Annotated in this window: 16 protein-coding genes; 11 read left to right on the top strand and 5 right to left on the bottom strand. The window is 44.7% G+C overall.

Annotated elements, in window-relative coordinates; genetic code table 11:
• Positions 1-94 precede the first annotated feature (94 nt).
• The 6 genes from PZB74_RS06110 to PZB74_RS06085 all read left to right on the top strand — a co-directional run bounded on the left by PZB74_RS06110 (position 95) and on the right by PZB74_RS06085 (position 12,031).
• Positions 95-3,283: a DUF1553 domain-containing protein gene (locus PZB74_RS06110; RefSeq protein ID WP_302241481.1), complete on the top strand. Its 3,189-nt coding sequence runs from the start codon at positions 95-97 to the stop codon at positions 3,281-3,283.
• Between the two features lie 87 nt (positions 3,284-3,370).
• Entirely contained in the window at positions 3,371-4,825 is a 1,455-nt protein-coding gene (locus PZB74_RS06105; RefSeq protein WP_302241480.1) for a DUF1501 domain-containing protein, read from the top strand.
• A 45-nt stretch (positions 4,826-4,870) separates the two neighbouring features.
• Positions 4,871-8,077 carry a DUF1553 domain-containing protein gene (locus PZB74_RS06100; RefSeq protein WP_302241479.1) on the top strand — a complete coding sequence of 1,069 codons (3,207 nt, stop codon included), beginning with the start codon at positions 4,871-4,873 and terminating at the stop codon, positions 8,075-8,077.
• An 11-nt stretch (positions 8,078-8,088) separates the two neighbouring features.
• Positions 8,089-9,546, top strand: a complete 1,458-nt coding sequence (locus PZB74_RS06095) for a DUF1501 domain-containing protein (protein WP_302241478.1) — start codon at positions 8,089-8,091, stop codon at positions 9,544-9,546.
• Positions 9,547-9,569: 23 nt separating this feature from the next.
• A complete protein-coding gene (locus tag PZB74_RS06090) occupies positions 9,570-10,646 on the top strand; it encodes an NHL repeat-containing protein (protein ID WP_302241477.1) in 1,077 nt (358 codons plus the stop codon).
• Positions 10,647-10,873: 227 nt separating this feature from the next.
• A complete protein-coding gene (locus PZB74_RS06085; protein WP_302241476.1) occupies positions 10,874-12,031 on the top strand; it encodes a Gfo/Idh/MocA family protein in 1,158 nt (385 codons plus the stop codon).
• Positions 12,032-12,319: 288 nt separating this feature from the next.
• Here PZB74_RS06085 and PZB74_RS06080 read toward each other — a convergent pair whose 3' ends face one another.
• Together PZB74_RS06080 and PZB74_RS06075 are read right to left on the bottom strand one after the other, a co-directional pair.
• Positions 12,320-12,850, bottom strand: a complete 531-nt coding sequence (locus PZB74_RS06080; RefSeq protein WP_302241475.1) for an REP-associated tyrosine transposase — start codon at positions 12,848-12,850, stop codon at positions 12,320-12,322.
• Positions 12,825-13,070, bottom strand: coding sequence for a hypothetical protein (locus PZB74_RS06075; protein WP_302242873.1), 246 nt, complete (start codon positions 13,068-13,070; stop codon positions 12,825-12,827). Before PZB74_RS06075 ends, PZB74_RS06080 begins: the two co-directional genes overlap by 26 nt.
• A gap of 89 nt (positions 13,071-13,159) precedes the next feature.
• Between PZB74_RS06075 and PZB74_RS06070 the strand changes: the two genes are divergently transcribed.
• Positions 13,160-15,022, top strand: coding sequence for a transthyretin-like family protein (locus PZB74_RS06070; protein ID WP_302241474.1), 1,863 nt, complete (start codon positions 13,160-13,162; stop codon positions 15,020-15,022).
• Positions 15,023-15,166: 144 nt separating this feature from the next.
• Here PZB74_RS06070 and PZB74_RS06065 read toward each other — a convergent pair whose 3' ends face one another.
• A complete protein-coding gene (locus PZB74_RS06065) occupies positions 15,167-15,691 on the bottom strand; it encodes a lipocalin family protein (protein ID WP_302241473.1) in 525 nt (174 codons plus the stop codon).
• A gap of 421 nt (positions 15,692-16,112) precedes the next feature.
• Positions 16,113-17,741, bottom strand: coding sequence for an L-glutamate gamma-semialdehyde dehydrogenase (gene pruA / locus PZB74_RS06060; protein ID WP_302241472.1), 1,629 nt, complete (start codon positions 17,739-17,741; stop codon positions 16,113-16,115).
• A gap of 372 nt (positions 17,742-18,113) precedes the next feature.
• Between pruA and PZB74_RS06055 the strand changes: the two genes are divergently transcribed.
• Entirely contained in the window at positions 18,114-19,466 is a 1,353-nt protein-coding gene (locus PZB74_RS06055) for a GAF domain-containing protein (RefSeq protein WP_302241471.1), read from the top strand.
• Positions 19,467-19,517: 51 nt separating this feature from the next.
• On the opposite strand, the gene PZB74_RS06050 is transcribed toward PZB74_RS06055, so the two are convergent.
• Positions 19,518-20,498, bottom strand: a complete 981-nt coding sequence (locus tag PZB74_RS06050) for a succinylglutamate desuccinylase/aspartoacylase family protein (RefSeq protein ID WP_302241470.1) — start codon at positions 20,496-20,498, stop codon at positions 19,518-19,520.
• 291 nt (positions 20,499-20,789) lie between these two features.
• Here PZB74_RS06050 and PZB74_RS06045 point away from each other — a divergent pair, with 291 nt between their 5' ends.
• From PZB74_RS06045 to PZB74_RS06035, 3 genes are read left to right on the top strand one after another with little or no spacing between them, the layout of a single operon-like run.
• On the top strand, positions 20,790-23,480 hold the full coding sequence (locus tag PZB74_RS06045; RefSeq protein ID WP_302241469.1) for a carboxypeptidase-like regulatory domain-containing protein: 2,691 nt from the start codon (positions 20,790-20,792) through the stop codon (positions 23,478-23,480).
• Entirely contained in the window at positions 23,480-24,544 is a 1,065-nt protein-coding gene (locus tag PZB74_RS06040; RefSeq protein WP_302241468.1) for a DUF4249 domain-containing protein, read from the top strand. Before PZB74_RS06045 ends, PZB74_RS06040 begins: the two co-directional genes overlap by 1 nt.
• Positions 24,541-26,829 carry a hypothetical protein gene (locus PZB74_RS06035; protein ID WP_302241467.1) on the top strand — a complete coding sequence of 763 codons (2,289 nt, stop codon included), beginning with the start codon at positions 24,541-24,543 and terminating at the stop codon, positions 26,827-26,829. Before PZB74_RS06040 ends, PZB74_RS06035 begins: the two co-directional genes overlap by 4 nt.
• Positions 26,830-26,859 lie beyond the last annotated feature (30 nt).

The following is a 26,859-nucleotide window of genomic DNA, read 5'->3' as shown; positions in this document are numbered from 1 at the left end:
ATGATTATAGCTTTTGCCTAATATAGGTGCCGCTCATGCAAAATAGTATATAGTTTTTTAACTTATACACTCAATATTGCTAAGAACCTGTCTTATGAAAAACCTAGGCATAGTCTATACCTTTTTGTTACTCTGTCTTTTTGCCTGCGGCCCGGAGCAGGTAAAGTTTTCTCCGGAAGTAGAAGCACAGCTACCCCAGCAGATTGACTTCAACTTTCATGTAAAGCCCATCCTTTCTGATCGCTGCTATGCCTGCCATGGCCCTGATAAAAATACGCAGGAGGCAGGTCTGCGCCTGGATACGGAAGAGGGGGCATATGCTGCCCTGAAAGAAAATAAAGATCGGCATGCGATAGTACCGGGGTATGCAGAAGATAGTGAGGTCTACATCCGAATGGTTAGCGACGATCCCGAGCTTAAAATGCCGCCACCGGAGTCAAACTTACAACTAAGTGAGTATGAAATCGCTATACTCACACGCTGGATAGAAGAAGGGGCTGCCTACAAAAAACACTGGTCTTTTATTAAGCCTGACAAACAGGAGGTACCGGAGGTTGCTGAGGCAGACCAGGCTAACAATGAAATAGACCACTTTGTGATGAGACGCCTGGCGCGTGAAAGCCTGAACTTAAGCCCTGAAGCTTCTAAAGAAACACTTATCCGCCGACTAAGCTTTGATCTTACCGGCCTTCCTCCCAGCCCTGAAGAGATAGATTATTTTTTAAACGACACCTCTGAAAATGCTTATGAGAAGCTGGTGGACCGCTTACTGGCTTCTCCTCACTACGGAGAGCGAATGGCTTCACAGTGGATGGAAATTTCCCGTTATGCCGATACACACGGCTATCAGGACGATCAGTTTCGCTATATGTGGCCCTGGCGTGACTGGGTGATTAGTGCTTTTAACCGCAATCTGCCTTACGATAAGTTTGTAAGCTGGCAAATTGCCGGAGACCTTTTACCAAATGCTACCCAGGAGCAAATTATGGCTACGGGCTTCAACCGTAATCATGTACAAAATGTAGAAGGAGGAATTATAGAAGAAGAATACAGGGTAGAATATGTAGCCGACCGTACCAACACTTTAGGAAAAGCTTTTATTGGGCTTACCATGGAGTGTGCTCGTTGCCATGATCATAAGTACGATCCCATCTCTCAGGAAAGCTACTATAAAATGTTTGCCTTTTTTAATAATACGGATGAGGTAGGTCGCCCACCTCGCGATGGAGGAGAAGCTCCGGGCCCTGCTCTGTTGCTTACCAATGAAGAAACCGAGGCACAATTAGCATTCCTGAAATCTAAAATACTGGAGCAGGAGCAGAAGCTGGCAGATGTTAAAGCCGGTGAGAAGACATCATTTACCAAGTGGTTACAGCAAAATAATCAGACAGCTTTACTCAAAACTCAAAAGCCAAAAGGACTTATTGCGCATTACCCAATGGGTAAGAGAGGTCATACCAAACTGGAGCACATAGACGAAACGGAAGGGGTAGTAGGTAAGGCAAGCCTTTTTAATGGAATTGATGGCGCGGGACTGGACCTTCAGGAATTTGAACGCTCTGACCCTTTTACCATAAGTTTCTGGATGAAAACTCCAAAAGTAAAAGATTATGCTGGAGTACTTTCATACTCCAGCGGTTACTATGGAGGGTACAGGGGTTATGAAGTGCTCATTAGTGGCGACAAACTGGAGTTTCGTCTGTCGCATGAGTTTCCGTACAATGCAATTCAGCTGATAAGCCAAAAGCCAGTCAGATTTGACGAATGGCAGCAAGTGGCTATTAGCTATGATGGTTCCAGTAGCGCCTCTGGTATCAGTATATACCTGGATGGGGAAGCAGTAGATGTAGAAGTAAAAAGAGATAACCTATATCAGAGCAGCCTGCCTATTATTTCGCAGTTTGGCTCTAATCGTTATCTGAGGCTAGGTACCAGAGATAATGAGAAGGGCTTTGGCAATGGGGCGCTAGATGAAATTATGGTCTTTGATCGTGAGCTAAGCTCACCCGAAGTGTTACTGCTGGCCCACCAGACAGCTAAACTGGAAAAACTACTGTCTCAGTCTACTGAAAATATGGCTGAAAACAAAGGTTTGTTTCAATACTACCTAAGCACCCAAAGCAAAGCTTATCAGGAAAATTTACGTGCCCTACAGAGGCTACGCCGTGCTCAGAACGATACCATAAGCGCAGTACCTGAAATGATGGTGATGGGTGATAGAGAAGAGACGCGCACTACTTATCTGCTGGAGCGAGGTAGCTATGATGCCCACGGGCAGGAGGTATCTCCCGGTACACCTGAGACTGTATTTGGCTTTCCTGATAACCTTGAGGCTAACCGCCTGGGGCTAGCGCAATGGCTTACGCACCCAGACAATCCGCTCACTGCAAGGGTAGCTGTCAATCGTTTGTGGCAGCAGTTTTTTGGAGAGGGGATTGTAGGAACACCTGACGACTTCGGAAGCCAGGGAAGTCTCCCTTCCCACCCCGCCTTGCTGGACTGGTTAGCCGTACATTTTGTAGAGTCGGGCTGGGATGTAAAAGCTATGCAAAAGCTGATTGTAATGTCGGCGACCTACAGACAGTCGTCTCAGGCAAGTGAAGACTTGTTGAAGAAAGACCCTCAGAATATGCTGCTGGCTCGTGGGGCAAGCCACCGACTACCCGCTGAAATGATCCGTAACAATGCGTTGGCAGCCAGCGGGCTTTTAGCCAAAAAAATAGGAGGGCCAAGTGTAAAACCTTATCAGCCCGCCGGCCTGTGGAAAGAAAAAGCCTCGGTCGTAGGGGAGCGCGAGTATAAAGCGGGCAAGGGAGACGATTTGTACCGCCGTAGCCTTTATACCTATTGGAGGCGTACTATACCGCCCCCATCCATGCTCACCTTTGATGCAGATGCACGAAATGTTTGCACAGTAGAAAGGCAGGTAACCAGCACCCCCTTACAGGCACTGATTTTACTCAACGACCCACAGTATGTAGAAGCATCGCGCATACTGGCCGAGCGAATACAGAAAGAAGGTGGTAACAAACTGGAAGAGCAGTTGAGTTATGGCTTTAAACTACTGACCGGCAGAGCAGTATTGGCTGAAGAGCTGGAAGTATTTACCCATATGTATCAGGAAGAGCTGAAAAAGTACAGTGCAGAGCCAGAAAATGCGAAAGCACTGCTTAGTGTAGGAGATAAGCCACGAGATCCACAGCTTGACTTGTCCAAAACGGCAGCTTTGGCTGTAGTGTCTAACGTAATGATGAATCACGATGAATTCTACACACTACGATAAAGCTACTTATTTACCGCTTCTACAGCTTGTTTATACAAGCAAGCATACAGAGGCCATCATTTCAATTGTATTTCAACGCTAAACGAAATGGAAGAAAATAACATAGAGAAGTCTTTAGCATACCAGATGAACCGCCGCCACTTTCTTTCTAAAACCAGCCTGGGTTTAGGAGCGGCAGCGCTGTCTTCATTGGTAAACCCCTTATCGTCCATGGCAGCGCCAGGTAGTGGCGGAGTATTAGACAAACTACATCATGCTCCTAAAGCTAAGCGAGTTATCTACCTGTTTATGAGCGGCGGGCCTTCTCAGCTGGATATGTTTGATTACAAACCTAAGCTGAGAGAGATGAATGGCGAAGATCTGCCAGAATCGGTAAGACAGGGCCAGCGCCTTACAGGTATGACAGCCAACCAGCAGTCTTTACCTCTGGCAGGGGCTCAGTTTGACTTTCAGCGCTATGGCAAAAGTGGCATGTGGGTAAGTGAGTTGCTTCCGCATACTGCCAAAGTGGTAGATGAGCTGTGTGTAGTTAAGTCTATGCATACCGATGCCATTAACCACGACCCTGCCGTAACCTTCTTTCAGACCGGCTCCCAGCAGCCCGGCCGCCCCAGCATTGGGGCCTGGATGAGCTACGGGCTGGGTAGCGAAAACGAAAATCTGCCTGGCTTTATCGTAATGCTCTCCAGAAACAGAGATGGGGGGCAGCCACTATATTCGCGTCTTTGGGGTAGTGGCTTTCTGCCTTCTTTACATCAGGGCGTACAGTTCCGCTCAGGCAAAGACCCTGTGCTTTATCTAAACAATCCGCCCGGCGTAAGCGGTACCGACCGTCGTAGGGCTTTAGACTATCTGCAAAAGATATATCAGCAGCAGTTTAGCCGTATTCAGGACCCAGAAATTAATACCAAGATTGCTCAGTACGAGATGGCCTATCGTATGCAGACTTCCGTGCCCGAAGTTATGGATGTCTCCAAAGAGCCGGATTATATTTATGACATGTACGGAGCCGATGCCCGTAAGCCAGGAACTTTCGCGGCTAACTGCCTGCTGGCACGTAGGCTGATAGAACGTGATGTAAAGTTTGTACAACTTTACCATATGGGCTGGGATCAGCACGGTAATCTGCCCAATGATATTAAAGGGCAGTGCCAGGCTACCGATCAGGCCTCGGCGGCTTTGGTCATGGACCTGAAGCAAAGAGGTCTGCTGGAAGATACCCTGGTGGTGTGGGGAGGAGAGTTTGGTCGCACCAACTATTCGCAGGGAAAGCTTACTAAAACCAATTATGGCAGAGATCATCATCCTCGTTGCTTTACCATCTGGATGGCAGGAGCCGGCGTTAAAAAAGGCTTCTCTTATGGAGAAACGGATGAGTTTGGCTACAATGTGACAGAAAATCCGGTTCATGTTCACGATTTTCAGGCAACCTTGTTACATTTACTAGGTGTAGACCACGAACGCCTTACCTTTAAGCATCAGGGGCGCCGCTTTAGGCTTACCGATGTACATGGGCATGTGGTCAAAGATTTGCTTAGCTAGCGCTGCCTGGCTAAACCGAGTTTGTAAGACAACAACCTCTACTTCATGATTAAAATTATCAACACCCGTCTTAAGTATTGGCTTTTGCTTATGCCCCTAGGCTTGTTTTCCTGGGGCTGCCAGCAGCAGGAAGGCCCCGAGGCTATAGCGAAGAAAGTGCCACAAAAAGTAGATTTTAACCTGCACGTCAAGCCTATTCTATCCGATCGCTGCTTTGCCTGCCATGGTCCGGATAATGGTAACAGAGAAGCAGGCCTACGTCTGGATACCGAAGAAGGAGCGCTAAGTGCCCTTAAAGAAAGTGAAGGCCATGCTTTTGTGCCAGGCAAGCCGGAGGAGAGCCAGGCTTTTCTTCGTATGATTTCTACAGACCCGGACTTGGTAATGCCCCCGCCAAAAGCAAATCTTAAACTGACTGACTACGAGATTGATGTCATAAAAAAATGGATTAAACAGGGAGCAGAATGGAAAGACCACTGGGCCTTTATCCCTCCCAAAAAGTCAGCCTTACCCGAAGTAGAAAATGAAGACTGGGTTAATAACCCTATAGATCGTTTTGTATTAGCCAAACTGGAGAACGAAAAGCTAGAACCCGCACCTCAGGCAAAAAAAGAAAAGCTTATTCGCCGTGTTACTTTTGACCTTACCGGCTTACCGCCAACGGTAGAAGAAATTGATAAGTTTGTAAAAGATGACTCGCCCGAGGCTTACGAAAAGCTGGTGGATAGGCTCTTAGCCTCTAAGAATTATGGAGAGCATATGGCTACCACTTGGCTGGACCTTTCGCGCTATGCGGACTCGCACGGCTATCAGGATGACCGCCCCCGCACCATGTGGCCCTGGCGCGACTGGGTTATCAAAGCTTTTAACGAAAACCTTCCTTATGACAAGTTTGTAAGCTGGCAGCTGGCTGGCGATTTATTACCCAATGCCAGCTACGAGCAAAAGCTGGCAACTGGCTTTAATCGTAATCATGCCATTACCCAGGAAGGAGGCGTAATAGAAGAAGAGTACCTTACCGAATATGCAGCCGATCGTACCAATACATTCTCTACCACCTTTTTAGGGCTTACCGTAGAGTGCGCCCGCTGCCACGATCATAAGTACGATCCTATCTCTCAGAAGGAATACTTTCAACTCTATGCTTTCTTTAATAACATCCCTGAGCGAGGCAGAATCGATTATTTGAATGAAGCTCCGCACCCTGCTATCAGAGTGGAGAGCGCAGAACTGGAAGCCAAAAAACAATTTGTAGATAAAACCATTGCGCGGCTGGAGGGTGAACTACAGCAGCTTGAGCAAAAGCCTGACGCAAAATTTGAGCAATGGCTTAGCCAGCAGCAGCAAGCAGCAATAGATACAGAATCAGGCCAAAGCGCATACTTTAAGCTGGATGTTACTGAAGTAGGGCAGTTTAGAGGAGACTACAGCGAGCTGCCAGGAAGAGTTAATATTGGACTGGCAGAGAATATAGTAAAACCAGAGCATGTAGAGGGTAAGTATGGTAAAGCTTTACAATTTCATGGTCCTGACTTCCTGACGTTAGGCGATATTGCTGACTTTGACTACCATCACCACTTCTCGCTGGGGGCCTGGATCAACCATAGCAATGCTCATGAAAAACGTGCCGGGCTATTTAGTCGTCGTAATGGAGAGATTAGCCGTCAGGGTTATGACCTCACTCTAACTAAAGATAATCGCCTCAGCTTAAGGTTGATTCATAGAGAAAACCAGGCGTACCTGGAAGTGCAGACAAAGGCAAAAGTGCCCGCTGCTAAATGGACTCATGTATTTGCCACTTATGATGGTTCATCTAGAGCAGAAGGCGTAAAGCTGTATATCAATGGGCAGCTTCAGGCAGTAGATATCAAGAAAGATAATCTGGGCAGGCGCTCCATCCTTAATGGTAATGATTTTCTGGTAGGCCACTGGAACCATCGTAACCGCTCTACTGATACCTATGGCTTTACAGGAGGAAAAATTGACGAGCTAAGAGTTTATCATCGTACCCTGACACCGCTGGAAGTACAGAAACTTGCCGAAGTAGAAGTAGCTCAAGACAGGGGCAGCCTCTATGCGCATTATTTGCAAACGGAAAATGAAGCATACCAGCGAATGAGTCACCGTTTAGATAGCTTACGTCGGCTGGATGTAAGTATTCCGCAAGTAATGGTTATGCAGGAGAACGAAGAGCCCAAGCCCACCTACCTATTAGCGAGAGGGGCCTACGATGCCCCCACCGAAGAGGTAAGAAGAGCCACACCTGAAGCTGTCCTCAGCTTCGATACAACAGCTTATCCTGCTAACCGCCTTGGCCTGGCGAAATGGCTACTAGCTCCTGAGCATCCGCTTACTACACGGGTGGCTGTTAACCGCTTCTGGCAAATGTATTTTGGTAAAGGCATCGTAAAAACTTCCGAAGATTTTGGCAATCAGGGAGACCTGCCTACTCACCCTGAGTTGCTGGACTGGCTCTCAGTAGAATTTAGAGAGTCGGGCTGGAACGTAAAAGCACTGCAAAAGCTAATTGTAATGTCGGCGACCTATCAGCAGTCGGCACAGCTTAACTCTAAAAAGCAGAAACGTGACCCTGAAAACCTTTTGTTGGCGAGAGGTCCTAATGTGCGTCTAACAGCAGAAATGTTTAGAGACAATGCCCTAGCAGTAAGTGGCCTACTGTATGATAGCGTTGGAGGAAAATGGGTAAAGCCTTATCAGCCGGCGGGCATCTGGAAAGCTATGGCTAACCAGATAGGGGAAAATAAGTATCGCGCGAGCCAGGATGAAGGCTTATATCGGAGAAGCATTTACACCTATTGGAAGCGTACTATACCCCCACCTACCATGGTGATGTTTGATGCTCCGGAGCGAACCCTCTGCGCTGCCAAGAGGCAAAGTACCAGTACCCCTTTGCAGTCACTGGCATTACTTAACGACCCTCAGTTTGTGGAAGCAGCCCGTAAACTGGCGGAGCGTATGCTGTTGCATGGTGGAGCCTCCCTAGAAGAACAACTGAGCTATGGCTTTAAAGCAGTAACTTCTCGTGAGCCTCAGGAGAAAGAAATGGCTTTACTGAAAAGGTTATATGAAGAGAAACTAAGCTATTACCAGGAAGCCGGAGATGAAGCCGAGAGTTTGCTTAAAGTGGGAAACTCGGCATATCATGCCGATTTGGATAAGGTACAGCTTGCTGCCTTCTCGGTAGTTGCAAATACATTGTTTAACCTGGACGAAGCCAAGTTTAGAAGCTAAAAAAACAACTCATGGATATACTAAGCGAACACTTCCATCAAATGAATCGCCGCCACTTCCTGTCCCGCCTCAGTATGGGCATAGGAGGTGCTGCCTTAGGTAGTCTGCTGGGTTGCTCTGGCTCTGCTTCGCAAGGCCCTGCTGCTAACCCTTTGCAAGGTATACTAGATAAACTGCATATTGCGCCTAAAGCTAAGCGAGTAATCTACCTTTTCCAGAGTGGAGGGCCTTCTCAGATGGATCTCTTTGACTACAAACCCATGCTCAGAAAGATGCATGGACAAGAACTACCCGACTCAGTACGACAGGGGCAGCGTCTTACAGGTATGACCGCCGGACAAAGCTCTTTCCCGTTAGCATCTTCACTCTTTGAGTTTAAACAAAGAGGGCAAAGCGGGGCCTGGGTGAGTGAGCTTATGCCTCATACAGCCGAGATAGCAGATGAGTTGTGCTTCATAAAGTCTATGCATACCGAAGCGATTAACCATGACCCGGCAATCACCTTCTTCCAGACTGGTTCGCAACAGCCTGGCCGCCCCAGTATTGGCTCCTGGATGAGCTATGGACTGGGTAGCGATAACCAGAACCTGCCTACCTTTATTGTACTGCTCTCTCGTGGAGCTATTCGCCCGCAGCCTATTTACTCTCGCCTTTGGGGCAATGGCTTTCTGGCCTCATTGCATCAGGGGGTTCAGTTCAGGTCGGGGAGCGATCCGGTGCTGTACCTCAACAATCCAGATGGTATTAACGCAGGTACCCGCCGTAAGGTACTAGACTACCTGGCAGAACTTAATGAGATGCGTTTGCAGGACTTCGGTGATCCTGAAATAGAATCGCGCATAGCTCAGTATGAAATGGCCTACCGTATGCAAACCTCTGTACCCGATGCGCTAGATCTCTCCGATGAGCCTGACGATGTTTTCAAGATGTATGGAGAGAGCGCTCGCAAGCCAGGAACCTATGCGGCCAACTGCCTGCTGGCACGACGACTGGCAGAACGTGATGTTAAATTTATTCAGCTCTATCACCTGGGCTGGGATCAGCACGATAACCTGCCTCACCAGATCAGCTCACAGGCACAGGATACGGATCAGGCATCTGCGGCACTCATCAAAGACCTGAAGCAGAGAGGCCTGCTGGAAGATACACTTGTGGTATGGGGAGGAGAGTTTGGTAGAACAAATTACTCTCAGGGTACGCTTACACCTACCAATTATGGCAGAGACCACCATCCACGCTGCTTTACCATCTGGATGGCTGGCGGAGGTGTCAAAAAAGGAATGACTTACGGAGAAACCGACGAGTTCTCCTACAATATTGTTAAAGATCCGGTACACGTACATGACTTTCAGGCTACGCTGCTCCACCTTATGGGGGTGGATCATGAGAAGCTTACCTTTAAGCATCAGGGCAGAAGGTACCGTCTCACAGATGTACATGGCAAAGTTGTAAATGATATTATAGCATAAAATTAATTTTACTGAATAATCAAATGAAGACTACTATACCTAACCCTCGCCGTAGCTTTTTAAAAGGTGGCGCTGCCCTGGCTGGAGGCATATTTTTACGTCCTGATCTTAATTTTTATATACAAAAAAGCAAGCCAAAGCTGGGCAAAGATGTATTAGGTCATAATGGGTTTAAGTATCGGGTACACCAGGAGTGGGGTAACCTCAACCCTTCTCAAACACCCGTAAACAACTGCCATGAGATGGTAATGGACTCTCAGGGTCGCCTTATTATGGTAACGGATGAGACCAAGAATAATATCATTATCTACGATAAATCGGGTAAGCTGCTGGAAAGCTGGGGCTCCGACTACCCCGGTGGGCATGGCTTAAGCATCTTTGATGAAGGAGGAGAAGATCGCCTGCTTATCTGCGACCCTAACATTGGCAAAGTAGTAAAGACTGATCTTAAAGGAAAAGTACTTATGACTTTGCAGACACCTCATGAACTTGGTGTTTACGAAAAAGATATGCCCTTTAAACCTACAGAAACTACCGTAGCTCCTAATGGAGATATCTACGTAGCTGATGGATATGGTTCTCAGTACGTGATACAGTATGATGCTGAAGGAAAATACATTCGCCACTTTGGTGGTAACGGAGATGAAGAGGGGCAATTTAGAACGGTACATGGCGTATGTATAGACCAGCGTAATGGTGCAGAGCCTACCTTATTGTGTACTTCACGTGCACATAATGCCTTTAAACGTTATTCTCTGGATGGCAAGTATATGTCTACTATCTTTTTGCCGGGTGCGTTTGTTTGCCGTCCTGTAATAGACGAAGATAATATTTACTCTGGTGTATGCTGGTCAAGGTTAAAGTATCTCAACCAGACTCCCGATTCAGGCTTTGTTACTATTTTAGATAAAAACAACAAGGTAGTCTCCAACCCAGCGGGTACCAAGCCGGAGTATCGGAATGGTGAGCTACAACTTATGGTACAAGAGACGCCACTCTTTAACCACTGCCACGATGTATGCATAGACGAAGATAAAAATATCTACGTCTGCCAGTGGAATGCTAACCAAACCTATCCAATTAAGCTGGAAAGAGTATAAGTTGCACTGTTTCGCAGAGGTAGCTACCCCTGCTTTCTCTCTTTCCTCTTTTTGCGAAAGGGGAAGGGGAGATTAGCTCAAGCTATCTGTGCTCATTTACACAGTAAAATGCCTCTCTCTTTAAACCCCTTCGTAGGGAAAGAAGTTTGGGTAGTATAATTCAAATAATTATTTGAATCCGTGAGGCTAGCGATGTATACTTGTATAACAACCTAAAATTCAAGTCAATGCATTCTAAACGACGTCACTTTCTTAAAAGCTCGCTGGCAGCAACTGCCTTAGTCTTACCAGATAACATCTTTGGCAACTCACACGCACCAGCTGGAAGACATATTCAGGAAGTAAAGCTCGCTGCCAATACACCTGAATCTCCTAAAGAGTCTATCCGTTTTTCTGTAATTGGACTAAACCACGGCCATATTTATGGGCAGGTAGAGGCCCTCTTAGGTGGCGGTGGCGAACTCGTAGCCGTTTATGCAAAAGAGGCTGATTTGCTGCAAAACTTTGTGAAGCGCTACCCCAAAGTAAAAATTGCTCAATCTATAGAAGAAATACTGGAAGATGAAAGCATACAGCTGGTAGCCAGTGCGGCTATTCCTGTAGAGCGTGCTCCTTTGGGGATACGAGTTATGCAGCATGGAAAAGACTATATGGTAGATAAGCCCGGCATAGTGAATATGGAGCAGTTTAAAGAGGTGAAGACAGTACAAAAGGAAACCCAGCGTATTTACTCCATAATGTATAGTGAGCGTCTGGCCAATCCTGCTTCTGTTCAGGCAGCTAAGCTGGTACAGTCAGGAGCTATAGGTAAGGTGGTGCAGACAATAGGTTTGGGACCACATCGTATGCGTCCACACACACGACCTGAGTGGTTTTTTGATCCAGACAAGGCCGGAGGAATCTTATGCGACATTGGCTCACATCAGTGTGATCAGTTTTTATTCTATACTAACTCCAGAGAAGCAGAAGTTGTAACTTCTCAAATTGGCAATTTTGACAATGCGAAATATCCTGAGTTCGCAGATTTTGGCGATATGCAAGTGCGCAGCCCCAAAGCTACTGGCTACATCCGGATAGATTGGTTTACACCCGATGGGCTGGATACCTGGGGAGATGGGCGGCTGACTATCCTTGGAACAGAAGGCTATATAGAGTGCCGTAAGTATATTGACATTGCCGGACGTAAAGGTGGAAACCATTTATTTCTGGTAGATCAGAAAGAAACTAAGTATTATGACTGTACTGGCCTGCATATGCCATACGGGGAGCAGCTGGTCAGTGATGTTGTTAATCGTACAGAAACAGCTATGACGCAAGACCATTGCTTTCTGGCTGCTGAATTAGCGATTCAGGCGCAGGAAAGTGCTTACCGCCTACAAGTCTGATACAATGAGTTATAAACTTTAGTTAACAACTGAAGACTACAAAATAGCTTGATGATTTTGACTTTCTTGTTTTGCAAGTCATAGACTTGCCTTGATCTATACCCTTCAGTCACAGACTGAAGGGAGGGGTTGAAAAACTGAACATAGAAAAAAAGTTAAACTTAACATTGGGATGGAGCAAGTTTTAAAAGAGCCAATTGAATCTCTCTCTGGCTTCAGTTTGCAACTGAAGACTACAAAATAGCTAGGCTTGAAGTTTTCAACTTCTTTAATTAATCAAGGTTATGTCTAATAATCCTTTACCGCCTGCATAATCAATAGCACTACTATAGACATAATGTTGACTTCATATACCAGCCCTGCTGCTACAGTGTTCTGATGAATATAATCTAACCTTTGATCCATCATCTGATTGTTTGATAGCTCAACAGGGTGATTATCCTGTTGCCAGAATTGATAATATTTATTGTTGGAATTACGCTGACCCGCAGATCGGAAGATCCAAAGCATCCAGCGGTTACGGCTTTCCTGCGGATTTTGGATAATAGCTTCAATTAGTCTTTTACTGGTAAACTTTTTCAAATCCCGCAATATGTCAGATAGGTTAAACCCTTCCTGAGCAGAAATGATCAGATGTATATGATTACTCATAACAACATAAGCACATATTATTAAACCCTTTTCCTGAGTGCAGTATCTTAAACTTTCTACAACAACATTTTTATAAGCAAGTCTAGGTAGGGCATCTATCCATTCTACCGTGGTGAAAGTTACAAAATATAAAGCCTGGTGATCACTGATGATATATCTGGAAGGCATCGTTGATAATGTTGTCCTGAACTGCCTTTCCAAAGATCGTATCTAGCTTCAGTCTGCAACTGAAATTTAAAAAATCAGGGCGTAGCTTTTTCTTTATTAAGCTGCAAGTCGCAGGTTTGCTTTGAGCTGCCCACTTCAGTCTACGACTGAAGCGAGGGGGTATAGTAAGAGGAGGGATCTGCAAACATTTGAAGGAAGCGAAACCAGTTTCAACTGTCATTTTGTCTATTTCTTAAGGCAGGGGTTATAAGGTTACGTATGGTGATTGGCCTTACACTAAGAGTAAAGCACAATCAAACCCCTAATTATATGAAGTTCTATTTAAGAGGGCGATTGCACGCGATTATTTGCGACGACCGCCAACACCCCATCTCACACACCACTGTTAGACTGTATGTTCAGGAGAAAGAGGGCTCCTCACTCATTAGTGCTCCGGCTAAAGAAGCTTTTCAGATGCTGGAAGAGAAGCAGGTGAAAGCCAAACAAAAAAGGTTGTTGGCAGAAACTACTACCGATGCCGTGGGTAACTACACTTTTGAAATTGATGGAGACAAGCAGAAGTATAAAGGTGAAGCGCTGGAGTTTGACCTTTACTACCCCGATGTTCCAGACTATGGGCAGGAAGATAGGGAGAAACCTAAAAACTTTACTCCTTTCCAAGTAACGCTGGACGTATTACAGCCACGCTGGCGCGAAACCAATGATGGATTATTTGCCCAATGGAATCACCGTGCATCACGCAAGTGGTGGTGCACTATCCTCAAGCGTCTGGATATCTGGGTTATCTGTGGTACTTTGCGAGACTGCAAATCGCAACAGCCACAGGCTGGCATAGAAGTGATTGCGATGGATGATGACGTAATCAGCGACGATACCCTGGCTAGTGCCATTACCGATGCTCAGGGGCGTTTTTGTATTTACTACCGGTCCAAAGACTTTAAGAAAACCTTTTTATCTCCTTTTATAAATGTAGAAACGCCTGTTTTTCCGCTAGGCAATGGTCCCGATATCTACTTTAAATTTGCCCTGGGTGGCTCTGTCTTTTATGAAGAAGACTCCTCTGAAGCACGTAAACCTGGGCGTGAAAATGTAGACAACTGTCTTTGTGTACGACTATGTATAGAGGGGAGCAAAGGAGAGCCTATCTCTTCTTTTTTTCATATAGGAGAAAGCAGAAGGTACCACGCTATCCTTAACATTAATCCAGCGGATGGGCGTACGGCCAACAAGATGGAAACCGGATGGAATGAGCTGGCTTTCTATGGTACTCTGGCACTTCTGGGTACGCTGGAAAAGACGCTGAATGGCCAGCCTATGGAGTATATGTTTCAATATACCGAATTGGCAAACCCTGGCGATCCTATTCCTAGCAATGAATCAGCCTGGACCGATGTGCTCAAAACTGATATAGGGGATGGCACTATAATAGGGCTTACACCTAAGTTTGTGAGCATCCCCAACTACCCCTTCTTTTACTACGATCCTGATATCTATGCCATTAATGCCAAGGCAGGGCAGATAGATGTTAACTTTAATGGTAACTGGATTATTGTTCCACAGGCAGCCCAGTCACTTACCGGACGCCTACTCAATCTTATTTCTAATAAGTTGGCGGTAGGAGCAGTAAATATGGCCTCTTTAGTACCAGGAAACAGTACTACCACGGTGGTAGCTCCTTTACAAAAGAATCGCTACTTCAGCCTGCGGATGAAGAAAAGGCAGGCCGGCAATATTTCCAGCGAGGTGCTGGCAGGTACTTCAAGGCCTATTGCTGTGTTTAACACCCTTTATCAAAATGTGCCACAAGGAGGTTCCTGGGCGCCTGGGGCAGTAAGTACGGAACTGGGCGTTGCCAGTCTTGACCTAAAAGAACTGGAAAGCGAAGGCGGCTGTAGCAAAATCACCGATGCTATCAGTGTAGCTTATACAGCAGCAAATCCCAATCTGGGAGATGTAAGCCTCACATTTAGCGGGCCGGGAGCAACAAATAATTTTGAACCTATTGTATTTCCTAGTCCTGGAGAGGAGGCGCATGGTACGGCCAAGTACATTGGTAATTTTGGTGATCTAAAAAATTGCGCTTACGAGATTAGGTTAAGTGTGGGGTTGCGGCTTACCAATGGTGAGCAGACGCATCATCATATCTGGGACCGTGTGTTATTCTGCCGTTAGGGCTACTACTCTAAGCTTTACCTACTTATTTACTATTTTACTGTGCCAATACATATATAAAACTGACTTATTGATAAGATACTAAGGCATAAAAAAACCGCTCTGCCGAAGCAAAGCGGTAAAACAAATGAGTGAAAACAAAGACTATTTTCTTTCAAATTCATAAGTTCCTTTAATGCTATACACCGTAGACATACCTCCGGCAGACATATCGTACTCATAGTCATACTTTAACTTTAGTACTTTTTCGCTTAGTTCTACAATAGTAGCCTCTTGCGTCTCCTGCCCGGCAGTAGTGATAATCAGCTTGTCGCCATCCTGTTCCCAGGTCCCGCCCAGAATAAAAGGCATCATGGGTATTTCGGTCTCCTGCGTCTGACCATTGGCAGAGACTTTCATCATTGCAGTATAAGAGCCGCTAGAAGTATAATTGTTTGGCTCTTCTGTAAACTCTGTAGATAGAGCTAAATCCTTTCCTGTAACTGTAAATTCAGAAGTGGTTTCCTGTCCATTGTATTCTACAGAAGAGGAGCCCTCTCCTTGCATATCAATTAGGTTCCAGCTACCTATCAGACTGGCATTAGGGTCAATTTTGTCCTCTTCTTCTGAGCACGATACTAAAAAGGCCAGGCAAAGAGCAAGGGACAAAAGTACGTTTAATGATTTCATAAGTTTGATATTAATAAATGGTTTAAGAGTGTAATTTTACTCAATGTAGCTTGCTGGTATGAGCATGTTGCAAATATGATAAACCTTAGGACAAGCTCATTTTAAAAGATAGGACTAAACTTGCGCGTGATTTATTCACAGTGTTATACTATAATTTGTATAGGTGTTTAAGAAAATTGACTAGAAATGCGCTAAACTTTAGCAAAAGGTAGTCAGCTTTACCTGAGCGTATTAGCAAAAAGAGAGGGAGGGCTTATAATATTATCATCAAAAAAATAGCTTTTGGCTACCTGGTATTACCTGAACCACAGAGTTGGATGAAAAAAATTGAGTGAGACTGGAATCGTATGAGTACGAATAGGGTGAACAGGCATAAAAAAAGCCACCCTAAAAAGAGTGGCTGGTAAGGATGAGTTAATGCTTATCCCATATAAGGGTAGCGGTAATCTACCGGCGGCACAAAGGCCTCCTTAATAGTACGAGGAGAAACCCAGCGTAATAAGTTGATCATAGCCCCAGCCTTATCATTGGTGCCAGAGCCACGAGCTCCTCCAAATGGCTGCTGGCCTACTACAGCTCCTGTAGGCTTATCGTTAATATAGAAGTTTCCGGCAGCATGGCGAAGTTTACGCATGCCTAATTCAATGGCAGCTCTATCCTGAGAGAAGATTGCCCCGGTAAGCGCATAAGGAGAAGTCTGGTCTACAAGTTCCAGTGTTTCTTCAAAGCGCTCAGCCTGGTATAAATAAATGGTAAGCACAGGTCCGAAGATTTCCTCTTCCATAGTTTTAAATTTGGGGTCATGTGCTACAATAATAGTTGGCTGTATAAAATAGCCTTTAGACTTATCATACTCCCCTCCGGCGATTACTTCTGCCATATCACTCTCTTTGGCGTAGTCTATATAACCGGCTATCTTATCAAAAGCCGTCTCACTGATTACTGCTCCCATAAAATGGCTGAAGTCCTGCACATCACCTACCGTCAGGTTTTTGTGGTCGGCTAGTACGTAACCTCTGATCTCTTCCCACAGATTGTTGGGTATGTAGGCACGAGAGGCCGCAGAACATTTCTGGCCCTGAAACTCAAAAGCTCCTCGCACCAGGGCGGTAGCTACAGCTTTGGTGTCGGCAGAAGGGTGAGCTACTACAAAGTCTTTACCTCCGGTCTCGCCCACAATACGGGGGTAAGAGCGGTACTTATCTATATTGTTTCCTATTGTTTTCCATAAGTGTTTGAATACTTTAGTACTTCCGGTAAAGTGCAGCGCGGCAAAATCAGGATGATTAAATACAACTTCTCCGGCTACCGGACCATCCACATTAACAAGATTGATAACCCCATCGGGTAGTCCTGCTTCGCGAAAAATTTTCATCAGCAGATTAGCTGCATAGATCTGGGTTTCAGCAGGCTTCCATACAACTACATTGCCCATCATGGCAGGTGAAGCAGGCAGGTTGCCAGCGATAGCTGTAAAGTTGAAAGGCGTAATTGCGAAGACAAAACCTTCCAGTGGACGCTGCTCGAGGCGGTTCCAGATACCTTTTGGAGAGATTGGAGGCTGTTGGCCATAAATTTCAGACATATAGTGCACATTAAAGCGCAGAAAGTCTATCAGCTCGCATACAGCATCAATCTCAGACTGGTGGGCAGTTTTAGACTGACCCAGCATGGTAGCCGCATTCATCTGGTAGCGATAGGGGCCGGAGATAAGCTCCGCTGCTTTTAAGAAGATACTGGCACGATGCTCCCATGACATATTTTCCCAGCTTTCTTTCACATTCAGTGCAGAATCTATTGCCTGCTGTACATGAGACGCATCACCCTCATGGTAATGGCCCAGTGTGAACTGATGATCGTGAGGAGGAGCAAGTCTTTTTTTATTTTCAGTTTTTATCTGTTCGCTTCCAATGTAAAGAGGAACCTCTACGGGTGCTTCTTTCATAGCTTTCAGGGTAGCCTGCAAAGCCTCTCTCTGGGGCGTACCAGGCGCATAATCGTATACGGGTTCGTTGCTTGGTGTAGGAACTTTATAAAATCCTGTAGACATATCAGAATAATATTTTAATACGTTAAAAAAATTTGTGTGCAATTTACATTTTTTCTAACGAAGGCCTAAACCCTATAGGTTCATAATATGTGAAAGGATCTGCTGAATACTGCTCATGCAGAAGCTACAGGAAATCTTATACTTTTCTATTCACAATTTTTTAAAGCATAAAATATACTACTTAATCCAGTGCTTTGAAATTATTGCTTTAGTACAAAAAAATATTTCTATGGTAAAAGCATATGCCCAAATGACACTATAATAACCTTTCGGGATATAGTAAACCATACGTCCGTACTATTGCAAATGAGCTTTATATACTTAAGTAATAACACCTTTGTAAATTTGTCATGCTTATTTAATAATTTACATATGAGCTTAATTCAAAAACTCACTTCTATCGGAGCTTACTCTGAGCTTGACGAAGAAGTAAGGAGTAAAATTGTACTGGCCAATAAGATTAATCTATTCTTAATTACAGGCTGCCTGTTTCTGGTACTTATTATTTACCCTCACAAAGAAATATTAGCCCTTACCATTATTGCTGCCAGTTCCTACATGCTATTTATGTTGTTTAGCTATTTAAAGCTGAACGGGCTTTCGCGATTTATGACGGCAGTAGCTGGTATATTTGTTAACAGCTATACACATGCGGTAATGTTGCCTCCTGGTCATTCGCCTTCTCCCAGTCTTATTGCTATGAGTATGGCACAGATTCCTTTGGCTTTTGTGCTCTTCCACTATAAGGAGCGTAAAAAGATAATTGCCGCTATTCTGGTAGATATACTACTGATTGGTAGCTACAAATTTGCAGGGCCCTGGCTGTATCATGGTTACGAATATGTACAGAATGATAATCCTACCAACCACTACTACATAGTAATGATGAGTGCCTGTATAGCGGTAGGCGCTTTGTACCTGCAACTGGTTTCTATTATCAAGGCTACACAGACCAGCCAGAAGGCGCTGGCTAGTCTGGAAGAACACAAAGTTGAAATGGAGCATACCCAGCAACAACTACAAAAAACATTGGAAGAGGTGCAGGAAGCGCGCAAAGAAGATGATAAAAGAAACTGGGTGTCTACAGGTTTGGCCAGGTTTACAGAAATGCTTCGTACTCATAATGAGCTGGAGCAGACTTATGATGATCTGATCTCAGAACTGGTTCGGTATGTTAGTGCCAACCAGGCGGCGCTTTTTGTGCTAAATAAAGAGGAGGATGAACGCTCCTATCTTAGTATGGCTGCCTGCTATGCCTACGATCGTAAAAAACACATAGAAAAGCATATTGAAATTGGCCAGGGCATGATAGGGCAAACATTTCTGGAAGGGGAAACATTAAAGCTGACCGAAATACCGCAGGGCTACATACAAATTACTTCCGGACTGGGCGAAGCTCCTCCTGATCATTTACTAATTGTGCCTCTTAAGGTAAATGATGAAGTAGAAGGTATACTGGAGGTTGCTTCCTTTCAGTCTTTAGAGCCTTACCAAGTTGCTTTTCTGGAGAAGTTGGGAGAGACTCTGGCCTCAGCCATTGCTAATAACCGCATTACTGCAACTACTCGAAGTCTGCTGGAAAAGTTTAAGCTTCAGTCTGAGGAGTTGCAAAACCACGAGGAAGAGATGCGGCAGAATATGGAGGAGCTGCAAGCCACTCAGGAAGAGATGCAGCGCAAAGAACGTGAGTACATTGAGCGTATTCAGCAGTTAGAGCAGCAATAATGCGACTAGCAGAACGATTGACTCCCTGAAGCGTTTCGGGGAGTTTTTTGTTCATGAGTTAATTCCCAGGTGTAGTAAAGCATCCCCCTGGTTGACTACGGGATTATTATTCAGGCCAATCACGTGCGCATGTTCTGGAGATTTTACAAACATCTCAAAGTCTCCGATAGGGTCAGTAATATAGCCCAGTTTTTCGCCTTTTTTAACGGTTGCTCCCAACTTTACCATAGAATGAAACAGCCCGGCATGGCGAGCTCTTATCCACTTTCTTTTATGAATTACTATGCTTTTAGCAGGACTTTTAGGTTGCGTTTTTAGCATGCCCAGGTACTTCATAAGTCTGCGTGTACCATTAATTCCTACCTGTATGGCTCTTTCGTTTAGGCGTAAAGATTCTCCGCCTTCATAAATGATAATACTCTTTCCTTTTTTATGAGCGGCATGCCTGAGCGAGCCTTTAATTAATTTGGAGTGCAGCATATAAGGCGCATCAAAAGCCAGCGCCAGCTCTTTACTGGTTTCATTCTCAAAGTTGCAACGCACCTGGGGGATATTGGCCCGGCTGGCTCCTCCGGTATGAAAATCTATACCATAGTCTATGTGCGGAATTACTTCATTCATCAGCACATAGGCAACCCTGCTGGCCAGCGAGCCGTTTTTTGCGCCGGGGAAGGAGCGGTTAACATCCTTGCCATCTGGTACTGTACGAGAGAAATGCACAAAGCCAAAGATATTGAGCAGAGGAATACAGATTACAGTTCCTTTTTTGGGCTGATGAAATCCCTGATCACGTATACGACGTACAATCTCTATTCCGTTAATCTCATCGCCATGCAGGCCTGCCATCAGCAGAAGTGTAGGTCCCGGTTTTTTTGCCCGGCTTATTAGTATAGGAATATCTATTTCGGTACGAGACGGCAGGCGGGCAAAGCTCAAATCTATCATTACTTCTTCTCCGGGTAAAATAGGCTGCCCGGCAATATGAAGCACATTGGTCTGTTGATTTTCTGGACGTTTACTTTCTTCTGACATATAGTAAAATTGACAAATTCTAATTACAAATACCTACCTTCAGCTAAGGTAAAGTTTTTATGCCTTTAGCAGTTGTTCAGGTGAGGTATGGGTCATTTTTTTCATTGCAAGCTACATACCGCAATTTGTTAAGTAAGAATAAATATTTGCAGCAAGCCCTTTGCATACTTTAAAGATTAAAATGATAATCTCATACGTGCTAAGTAGGTGCTAGTATAATAAAACGAGTGCTGCCTTGTAAAAGGGAATTATTACACCTAAATTTTATACCGCTTTCTACTACTACAGCCTATGAGAAAAATACTGCCAGGAATTTGCCTTTTCTGGATCGTATACCTGCCACTATGCGCGCAGAGTATTGAAGAAATACGCTGGACTGGCAGCTACTCAAACACAAAATTGCCCACTATATTTGAGGCTATAGAAGCACAATATCCAGTACGCTTTTTTTACCGACAGGAATGGCTGGAAGATATTGTCTTTACCGGCACCTTCAGTCAGGAGCCGCTCCCACAGCTTATGCAAAAGCTGCTACAAGGTACGGAGCTCACTTACAAACCCTACCAGGGACCGTATATTATTCTGCTGCATAAAAATCCCAATACGCTTAACCACGGAAGAGGGCGCGAAGGAGAGGATAATCTAATCGTGATTGGCGACTCTCTAAGCAATCAGGGGCAGACGAGTGCTACAGTAAGTGGCTATATTCGTGATGGAGCTACAGGGCAGGGTGTAACCGGAGCTACTATTTTTGCTCTGCCACTAGAAAAAGGGATTTCTACAAATATCAACGGCTATTTCTCGCTGAGCCTTCCAATAGGTAATCACCGCTTACAAGTTAACTCTCTGGGCTTTGAGGAAGAAAGTAGAAATATTAAAGTAATTTCTGATGGCTCCCTTTCGGTAGACCTTTATGAAGAAACTGCTCGTCTGGAAGAAATTACTATTACTGAGAGGGCAGAAGATTATAACGTAAGTAGTGCGCAGATGAGTGCTACGCGTATGGATATACAAAAAGTTAAGAAAATGCCCGCTTTTTTGGGAGAAGTTGACCTAATCAACTCCATAGAGCTGCTTCCGGGAGTAAGTGTAGCTGGTGAAGGTTCTGCTGGGTTTAACGTAAGGGGAGGGGATGTAGGGCAAAACCTGATATTACTGGATGGCATTTCAATCTTTAACCCTTCACATCTGTTTGGGTTCTTCTCTGCCTTTAATGCAGATTTATTAAGTGATGCTACATTGTATAAAGGTGGTATTCCTGCTCGATATGGCGGAAGGCTAGCCTCGGTCTTGGATGTATCTGTTAAAGAAGGAAATTTGCGTCAAATTAAAGGAAGCGGTGGTATTGGACTAGTAGCTAGCCGTCTGTCTCTGGAGGTGCCTCTGGTAGAAGAGAAAAGCGCGCTAATTATTGGAGGTAGAGCTTCTTATTCTGACTGGATACTGAACAGGGTTGATGACATGGACCTTCGTCAGAGTGAAGCCTCTTTTTATGACGCTAACCTAAAGTGGACATACCGCCTCAACGAGGCACATAAAATAGGCCTGACAGGGTATATTAGTAATGATGACTTTACCTATACTCGCAATACTTCTTACGGCTACCAAAACAAAGGGGCTGCTTTTAACTGGGATTTTCTAATATCTCAAGACTGGCTTTCTTCCCTTACGCTCAGCCACTCGCGTTTTTCTTATGAAGTAGGTGATCTGCAGGATAGTACACGGGCCTCTTTGCTTCAGGCAGGTTTTGATATCTCTGAGGGGCGCTGGAATGTGACAAGGTTTTGGGGTGAGCGGCATCAGGTAGATGCCGGGCTCAGTTTGTCTTATTATAGCTTTGAGCCGGGAGAGCAACAGCCCTATGGTGATTTTTCTTTACTAACTCCTGAAACCCTAGCCGAAGAGCAAGCCTGGGAAATGGCTGTGTACCTGAGCGATGAGTTTACGATTACGCCCGCACTTAGCCTGAATATAGGGCTGCGCTACAACCAGTACCGGGCACTAGGCCCCGCTGATGTCACGATCTACCAGAATGGAAATCCCTCGGGCTCAGGCAGAGTCGTGGATACGGTAAGTTATGCTTCAGGAGAAACCATAGCTCAGTACCAGGGCCTTGAGCCTCGCCTCGCCCTAAAATATAATTTAGATGCCAGAAGCAGCATCAAGCTCAGCTATAACCGTATGCGGCAAAATATGCATCTGATTTCTAATGCTACCTCCATTACCCCTACCGATATCTGGAAGTTGAGTAACAAATACGTACAACCGCAAATAGGTGATCAGTATGCGATTGGTTACTTCCGCAATGCGATTGGTAATGTCATAGAGTCGTCTCTGGAGGTTTATTACAAAGATATTCATCAGTTGGTAGAGTATAAAGATGGAGCCGAAATACTGATGAATGATCAGCTGGAAACAGAGCTGCTTACAGGCATTGGCAGAGCTTACGGGGCAGAATTATATGTAGCTAAAAATTTAGGACGCCTTACCGGCTGGCTCTCATACACCTATTCTCGCAGCTTGCGCAAAGTAGATGGTCAGTACCCTGATGAGCGTGTTAATCAGGGTAGCTGGTATCCTTCCAACTTTGATAAGCCGCACGATTTTACAGTCGTAGGTAATTATCAGTTTACCCGGAGGTTACGCATGGGTTTTAATTTTACTTACAGTACCGGACGTCCAGTGTCTTTACCAGAAGGTACCTATAAAGTAGGAAATCAGGATATTGCACACTTTTCTGCTCGCAACCAATATAGGGTGGCAGACTACCACCGCCTGGATATTTCGTTTTCAGTAGATGGAAATTTAAAAAAGAAAAAGAAGTGGGATTCCAGCTGGACCTTTGCGATTTATAACTTATATGGGCGTAACAACCCATATTCCATATTTTTTAGGAACAATGCTGGAGGATCTCTTACAGCCTATCAATTAGCTATTCTAGGGCGTCCATTTCCTTCGGTTACATATAACTTTAAATTCTGATGAAGCAAGCGCTAATATGTATAAGCATTCTTTTGCTCCTTAGTACTTGTATTGAGCGTATAGACCTGAGCGAGTCTTTGTCAGAAGACTCCCTGCTTGTGGTAGATGGAGTTATTACAGATGCTAATGAACCCTATACAATCAAGCTTTCGTATACATCGCCCAGCTTGCAGACTTACGAAGGCAAAGCACTTAGCGGAGCGCAAGTGTATATTACAGATGAGGAAGGCAATAGAGCAGATTTAATAGAGGTAGATGAGGGTGAGTATGAGACGCTTCCTGAGCAGTTTCGGGGAGAAGCCGGTAAAACTTACCGCCTACACATTCTTACTCCTGAGGGTAGGGAGTATGCATCACTTACGGAAACTATGCCGCTAGCTTCACCTATAGATAGTGTCTACTTTGAGTTGGATAGTCGCCCTTATGAAACGTCAATAGGGACCATTTTAGATGAGTGGGGGCTACAATACTATCTGGATACTGGCAGCGGTATGGCAAAACCTGCTTATTACCGATGGAGCTGGCAGGAAACCTACGAATTTACGGCCCCTCTTACCAGACCCATGCAGCTTAATGTGCCTGTCTGTTATCAGAATGGGTATGCTATACGTTATTTAAATATCGCTTCTACCCGTGAGTTAAGCAAAGATCAGATCAGAAGGAGAAAAATCAATTTCGTAGAGATAAACGGTAGAAAGCTACAGCGTAGGTATAGCCTTCTGGTGAAACAGTACGCTCTGACAGAAAGAGCATATAACTTTTGGGAGAATGTGCAGGAACAGCAGGAAAACGCAGGCTCTGTATTTGCGCCACCTCCTTCTCCAATACCCGGTAATGTTTATAATGTAAATGACGATAGAGAATTAGTGCTAGGCTTTTTTCAGGCCTCTTCGCTTACCGAAAAACGAGTGTTTATAAGAAGGTCAGAAGTACCACCAAGCCCGGATGGCTCGCCCGGAGGTTTTAGCGAATGTATAGAAGGAGAAGAATACGATACCCCTGATCATTGCTATGACTGTAGCATTCTGACGGGAGTAAGCACCGAAACCCCCTCATTCTGGTGAAAGGTTTAATAACGATACATATACTCTGTCTGGCGCTTTTGTGGACGAGCGAAAGTACTGCCAGGCACATACAGGCTGAAAAAGCTCAGCCAAGTTTATTTCCCGAACAAGTGCATGTACAGCTTTCTGAGGAAGTAATATCAGTAGGAGAGTCTCTTTGGTTTCAGGCGAGCCTTACGGGAGAACAAGCCAGAAGTAAGGTGCTGTACCTAGAACTGTTGAATGAGAAAAAGGCAGTACTACAGGGAATTTATAGCATAAAAGATGGTTTTACCACTGGTCAACTATCCATACCCGATACGCTTAGGGGTGGTTGGTACCAGATAAGGGCCTACACACAGTGGATGCGAAATTTTGAAGAAGATTCGTATTGGTCGCAGGCAATCCTGATTGTCAACCCTTACGAAGATAGCATACATACAGCTTCATCTGACCATGCTTCGCAACATAGCCCGCTGACTATTTACCCTGAAGGAGGAGCATTTGTGACAAGCTTACCTAATCGTATGCTGGCACAGCTTGCCCTCCCTACAAAGGACCAGGTAAGCACAGCCCAACTGGTATGCCTTCAAGATAGTGCACAAAATACAGAGGTCACGTTTCAGTCCGGTCAAGCTACTTTTACAGTAACTCCCAATGCCGAGTACAATTATGCACTAGAAGTTTACCTTACACACCAGGATACCATAAGAAAACAATTACCGGCCGCCCAGTTTCGGGGAGCTACCCTACAGGCTCGCTTTAGTACTAACAAGCTGCAAATAGAAACTTACCATACTCACAAAGAAATCTACAAGGTAGAGTTACGTGATAAAAACGGTTTATTATACAGCAAATTCTATAACGATAGTATTAATGCTATTGAGCTTGACCGTAACGATATTGGGGAGGGGATAATAGAGCTTTTTGTACAAAACCAGGAAGGAGAAACTATAGCACAGCGAGTGCTTTATAATTCTTCTAAAGAGTCCATCCAGATTTTGTTAGACAAAAATGTATACAAGGCCCGGGAAAAGGTATCTGCAAAAATTTCTGTAGCAGGGGCCTTAAATACTAGTAAGGTTGCTGTATCGGTAAGGAAACTCAATTTACTGACGAATCATCTTCGTCTATATCAGCAAACTTCCGGTTTACTTAGTCAGGCAGTATTACCAGAAAAACTTCAAGAAGAAGAGAAATTTAAGTGGATAAATGAGTCTTTAATAGCTGTACAGCCTATTTCTCAGGAAGGTGATAAGCACACACAAAAGCAAGGCGATCAGTATAAGCCAGAAGATGAAAGCCTGACCATTAGCGGAAAAGTAGAAAGCACTAATGCTACACGTATAGGAGGTAAAGTAGTGGTTTTATCTGTTCCCGGAAGCAACCCCTACTTTGAGTATGATTTTGTGGACAGTGAAGGTGATTTTGAGATACCTATTAAAGAAAGTGTAAGAGGCATGAAGGATATTGTTCTTCAAATGGCCGATACCAGTTTACAGGTAAATTGGACGTTAGACGAGAAATTTGCACCCACTTCAACTTTAAAGCCGGGAGCACTCCCTAGGTTACCGGATAGTTTGCTACAGCAGGCATTACAGGACTACATCTTGCGCACCCAGGTACATGCTCAGTACGACCTTTATCTGGAACAGGACTCAAGCTATAAGCAGCAAAAGAAAGATTTTCGCTTTTATGGAGCACCTAATTATGAGATCAAGCTGGACGACTACATTACTCTACCCAATTTTGTGGAAGTTAACCGAGAGCTAATGCCTGGTATACGTCTGAGAGAGTCTAAAGGCAGTTATGACTTAGATGTGTTTGATGCTTCATCTCGTACTTTTTTAACAGGAGAGCCTTCTGTCTTTCTGGATGGTGTATTGATTCATGATTTGGACTATTTGGTTAATTTTTCTCCGTCAGAGATAGCGCTGATAGAGATGGTTAATCGTCGTACATATTATGGGGAATACCGTCTGGATGGTACTATTGCAGTCTACTCAAAGCAGGGAAATGCCTATCTTAGTGCGCTCTCGCCTACTGCAAAACTGAGCAGGCTTAGTTTGTATAGCCCTTCTAAGCCCTTTCCAAAAAAGGAAAGCCCTCCGGCGAACCAACCGGATTTTCGCACTTTGATTCATTGGGAACCTGGGCTTACGTTGAATGAGGATGGCATTGTACTAAATTTTGAAAACTCAGATGAGCTGGGAATTTTTGAAATAGTAGTTGAAGGGATAACGCAGGAGGGACAAATTATTCGGGCAGAAAAGACCTATAAAGTTTCTCTGACGGCTTTGCCATAAAAAAACCGGAAGTGAAAGCTTCCGGTTTAA

This window comes from Porifericola rhodea, assembly GCF_030506305.1.
In the GTDB taxonomy this organism is placed as follows: Bacteria; Bacteroidota; Bacteroidia; order Cytophagales; family Cyclobacteriaceae; genus Catalinimonas; species Catalinimonas rhodea.
The sequence above is the reverse complement of the archived record's forward strand: the minus strand, read 5'-3'. Positions and strand labels throughout refer to the sequence as shown.

Coding starts and splice junctions, on each gene's coding strand:
- PZB74_RS06090 (WP_302241477.1), top strand. CDS start 9,570: ATGAAGACTACTATACCTAACCCTCGCCGTAGCTTTTTAAAAGGTGGC.
- PZB74_RS06080 (WP_302241475.1), bottom strand. CDS start 12,850: ATGCCTTCCAGATATATCATCAGTGATCACCAGGCTTTATATTTTGTA.
- pruA (WP_302241472.1), bottom strand. CDS start 17,741: ATGTCTACAGGATTTTATAAAGTTCCTACACCAAGCAACGAACCCGTA.
- PZB74_RS06100 (WP_302241479.1), top strand. CDS start 4,871: ATGATTAAAATTATCAACACCCGTCTTAAGTATTGGCTTTTGCTTATG.
- PZB74_RS06085 (WP_302241476.1), top strand. CDS start 10,874: ATGCATTCTAAACGACGTCACTTTCTTAAAAGCTCGCTGGCAGCAACT.
- PZB74_RS06065 (WP_302241473.1), bottom strand. CDS start 15,691: ATGAAATCATTAAACGTACTTTTGTCCCTTGCTCTTTGCCTGGCCTTT.
- PZB74_RS06055 (WP_302241471.1), top strand. CDS start 18,114: ATGAGCTTAATTCAAAAACTCACTTCTATCGGAGCTTACTCTGAGCTT.
- PZB74_RS06050 (WP_302241470.1), bottom strand. CDS start 20,498: ATGTCAGAAGAAAGTAAACGTCCAGAAAATCAACAGACCAATGTGCTT.
- PZB74_RS06040 (WP_302241468.1), top strand. CDS start 23,480: ATGAAGCAAGCGCTAATATGTATAAGCATTCTTTTGCTCCTTAGTACT.
- PZB74_RS06095 (WP_302241478.1), top strand. CDS start 8,089: ATGGATATACTAAGCGAACACTTCCATCAAATGAATCGCCGCCACTTC.
- PZB74_RS06045 (WP_302241469.1), top strand. CDS start 20,790: ATGAGAAAAATACTGCCAGGAATTTGCCTTTTCTGGATCGTATACCTG.
- PZB74_RS06110 (WP_302241481.1), top strand. CDS start 95: ATGAAAAACCTAGGCATAGTCTATACCTTTTTGTTACTCTGTCTTTTT.
- PZB74_RS06105 (WP_302241480.1), top strand. CDS start 3,371: ATGGAAGAAAATAACATAGAGAAGTCTTTAGCATACCAGATGAACCGC.
- PZB74_RS06070 (WP_302241474.1), top strand. CDS start 13,160: ATGAAGTTCTATTTAAGAGGGCGATTGCACGCGATTATTTGCGACGAC.
- PZB74_RS06075 (WP_302242873.1), bottom strand. CDS start 13,070: ATGACAGTTGAAACTGGTTTCGCTTCCTTCAAATGTTTGCAGATCCCT.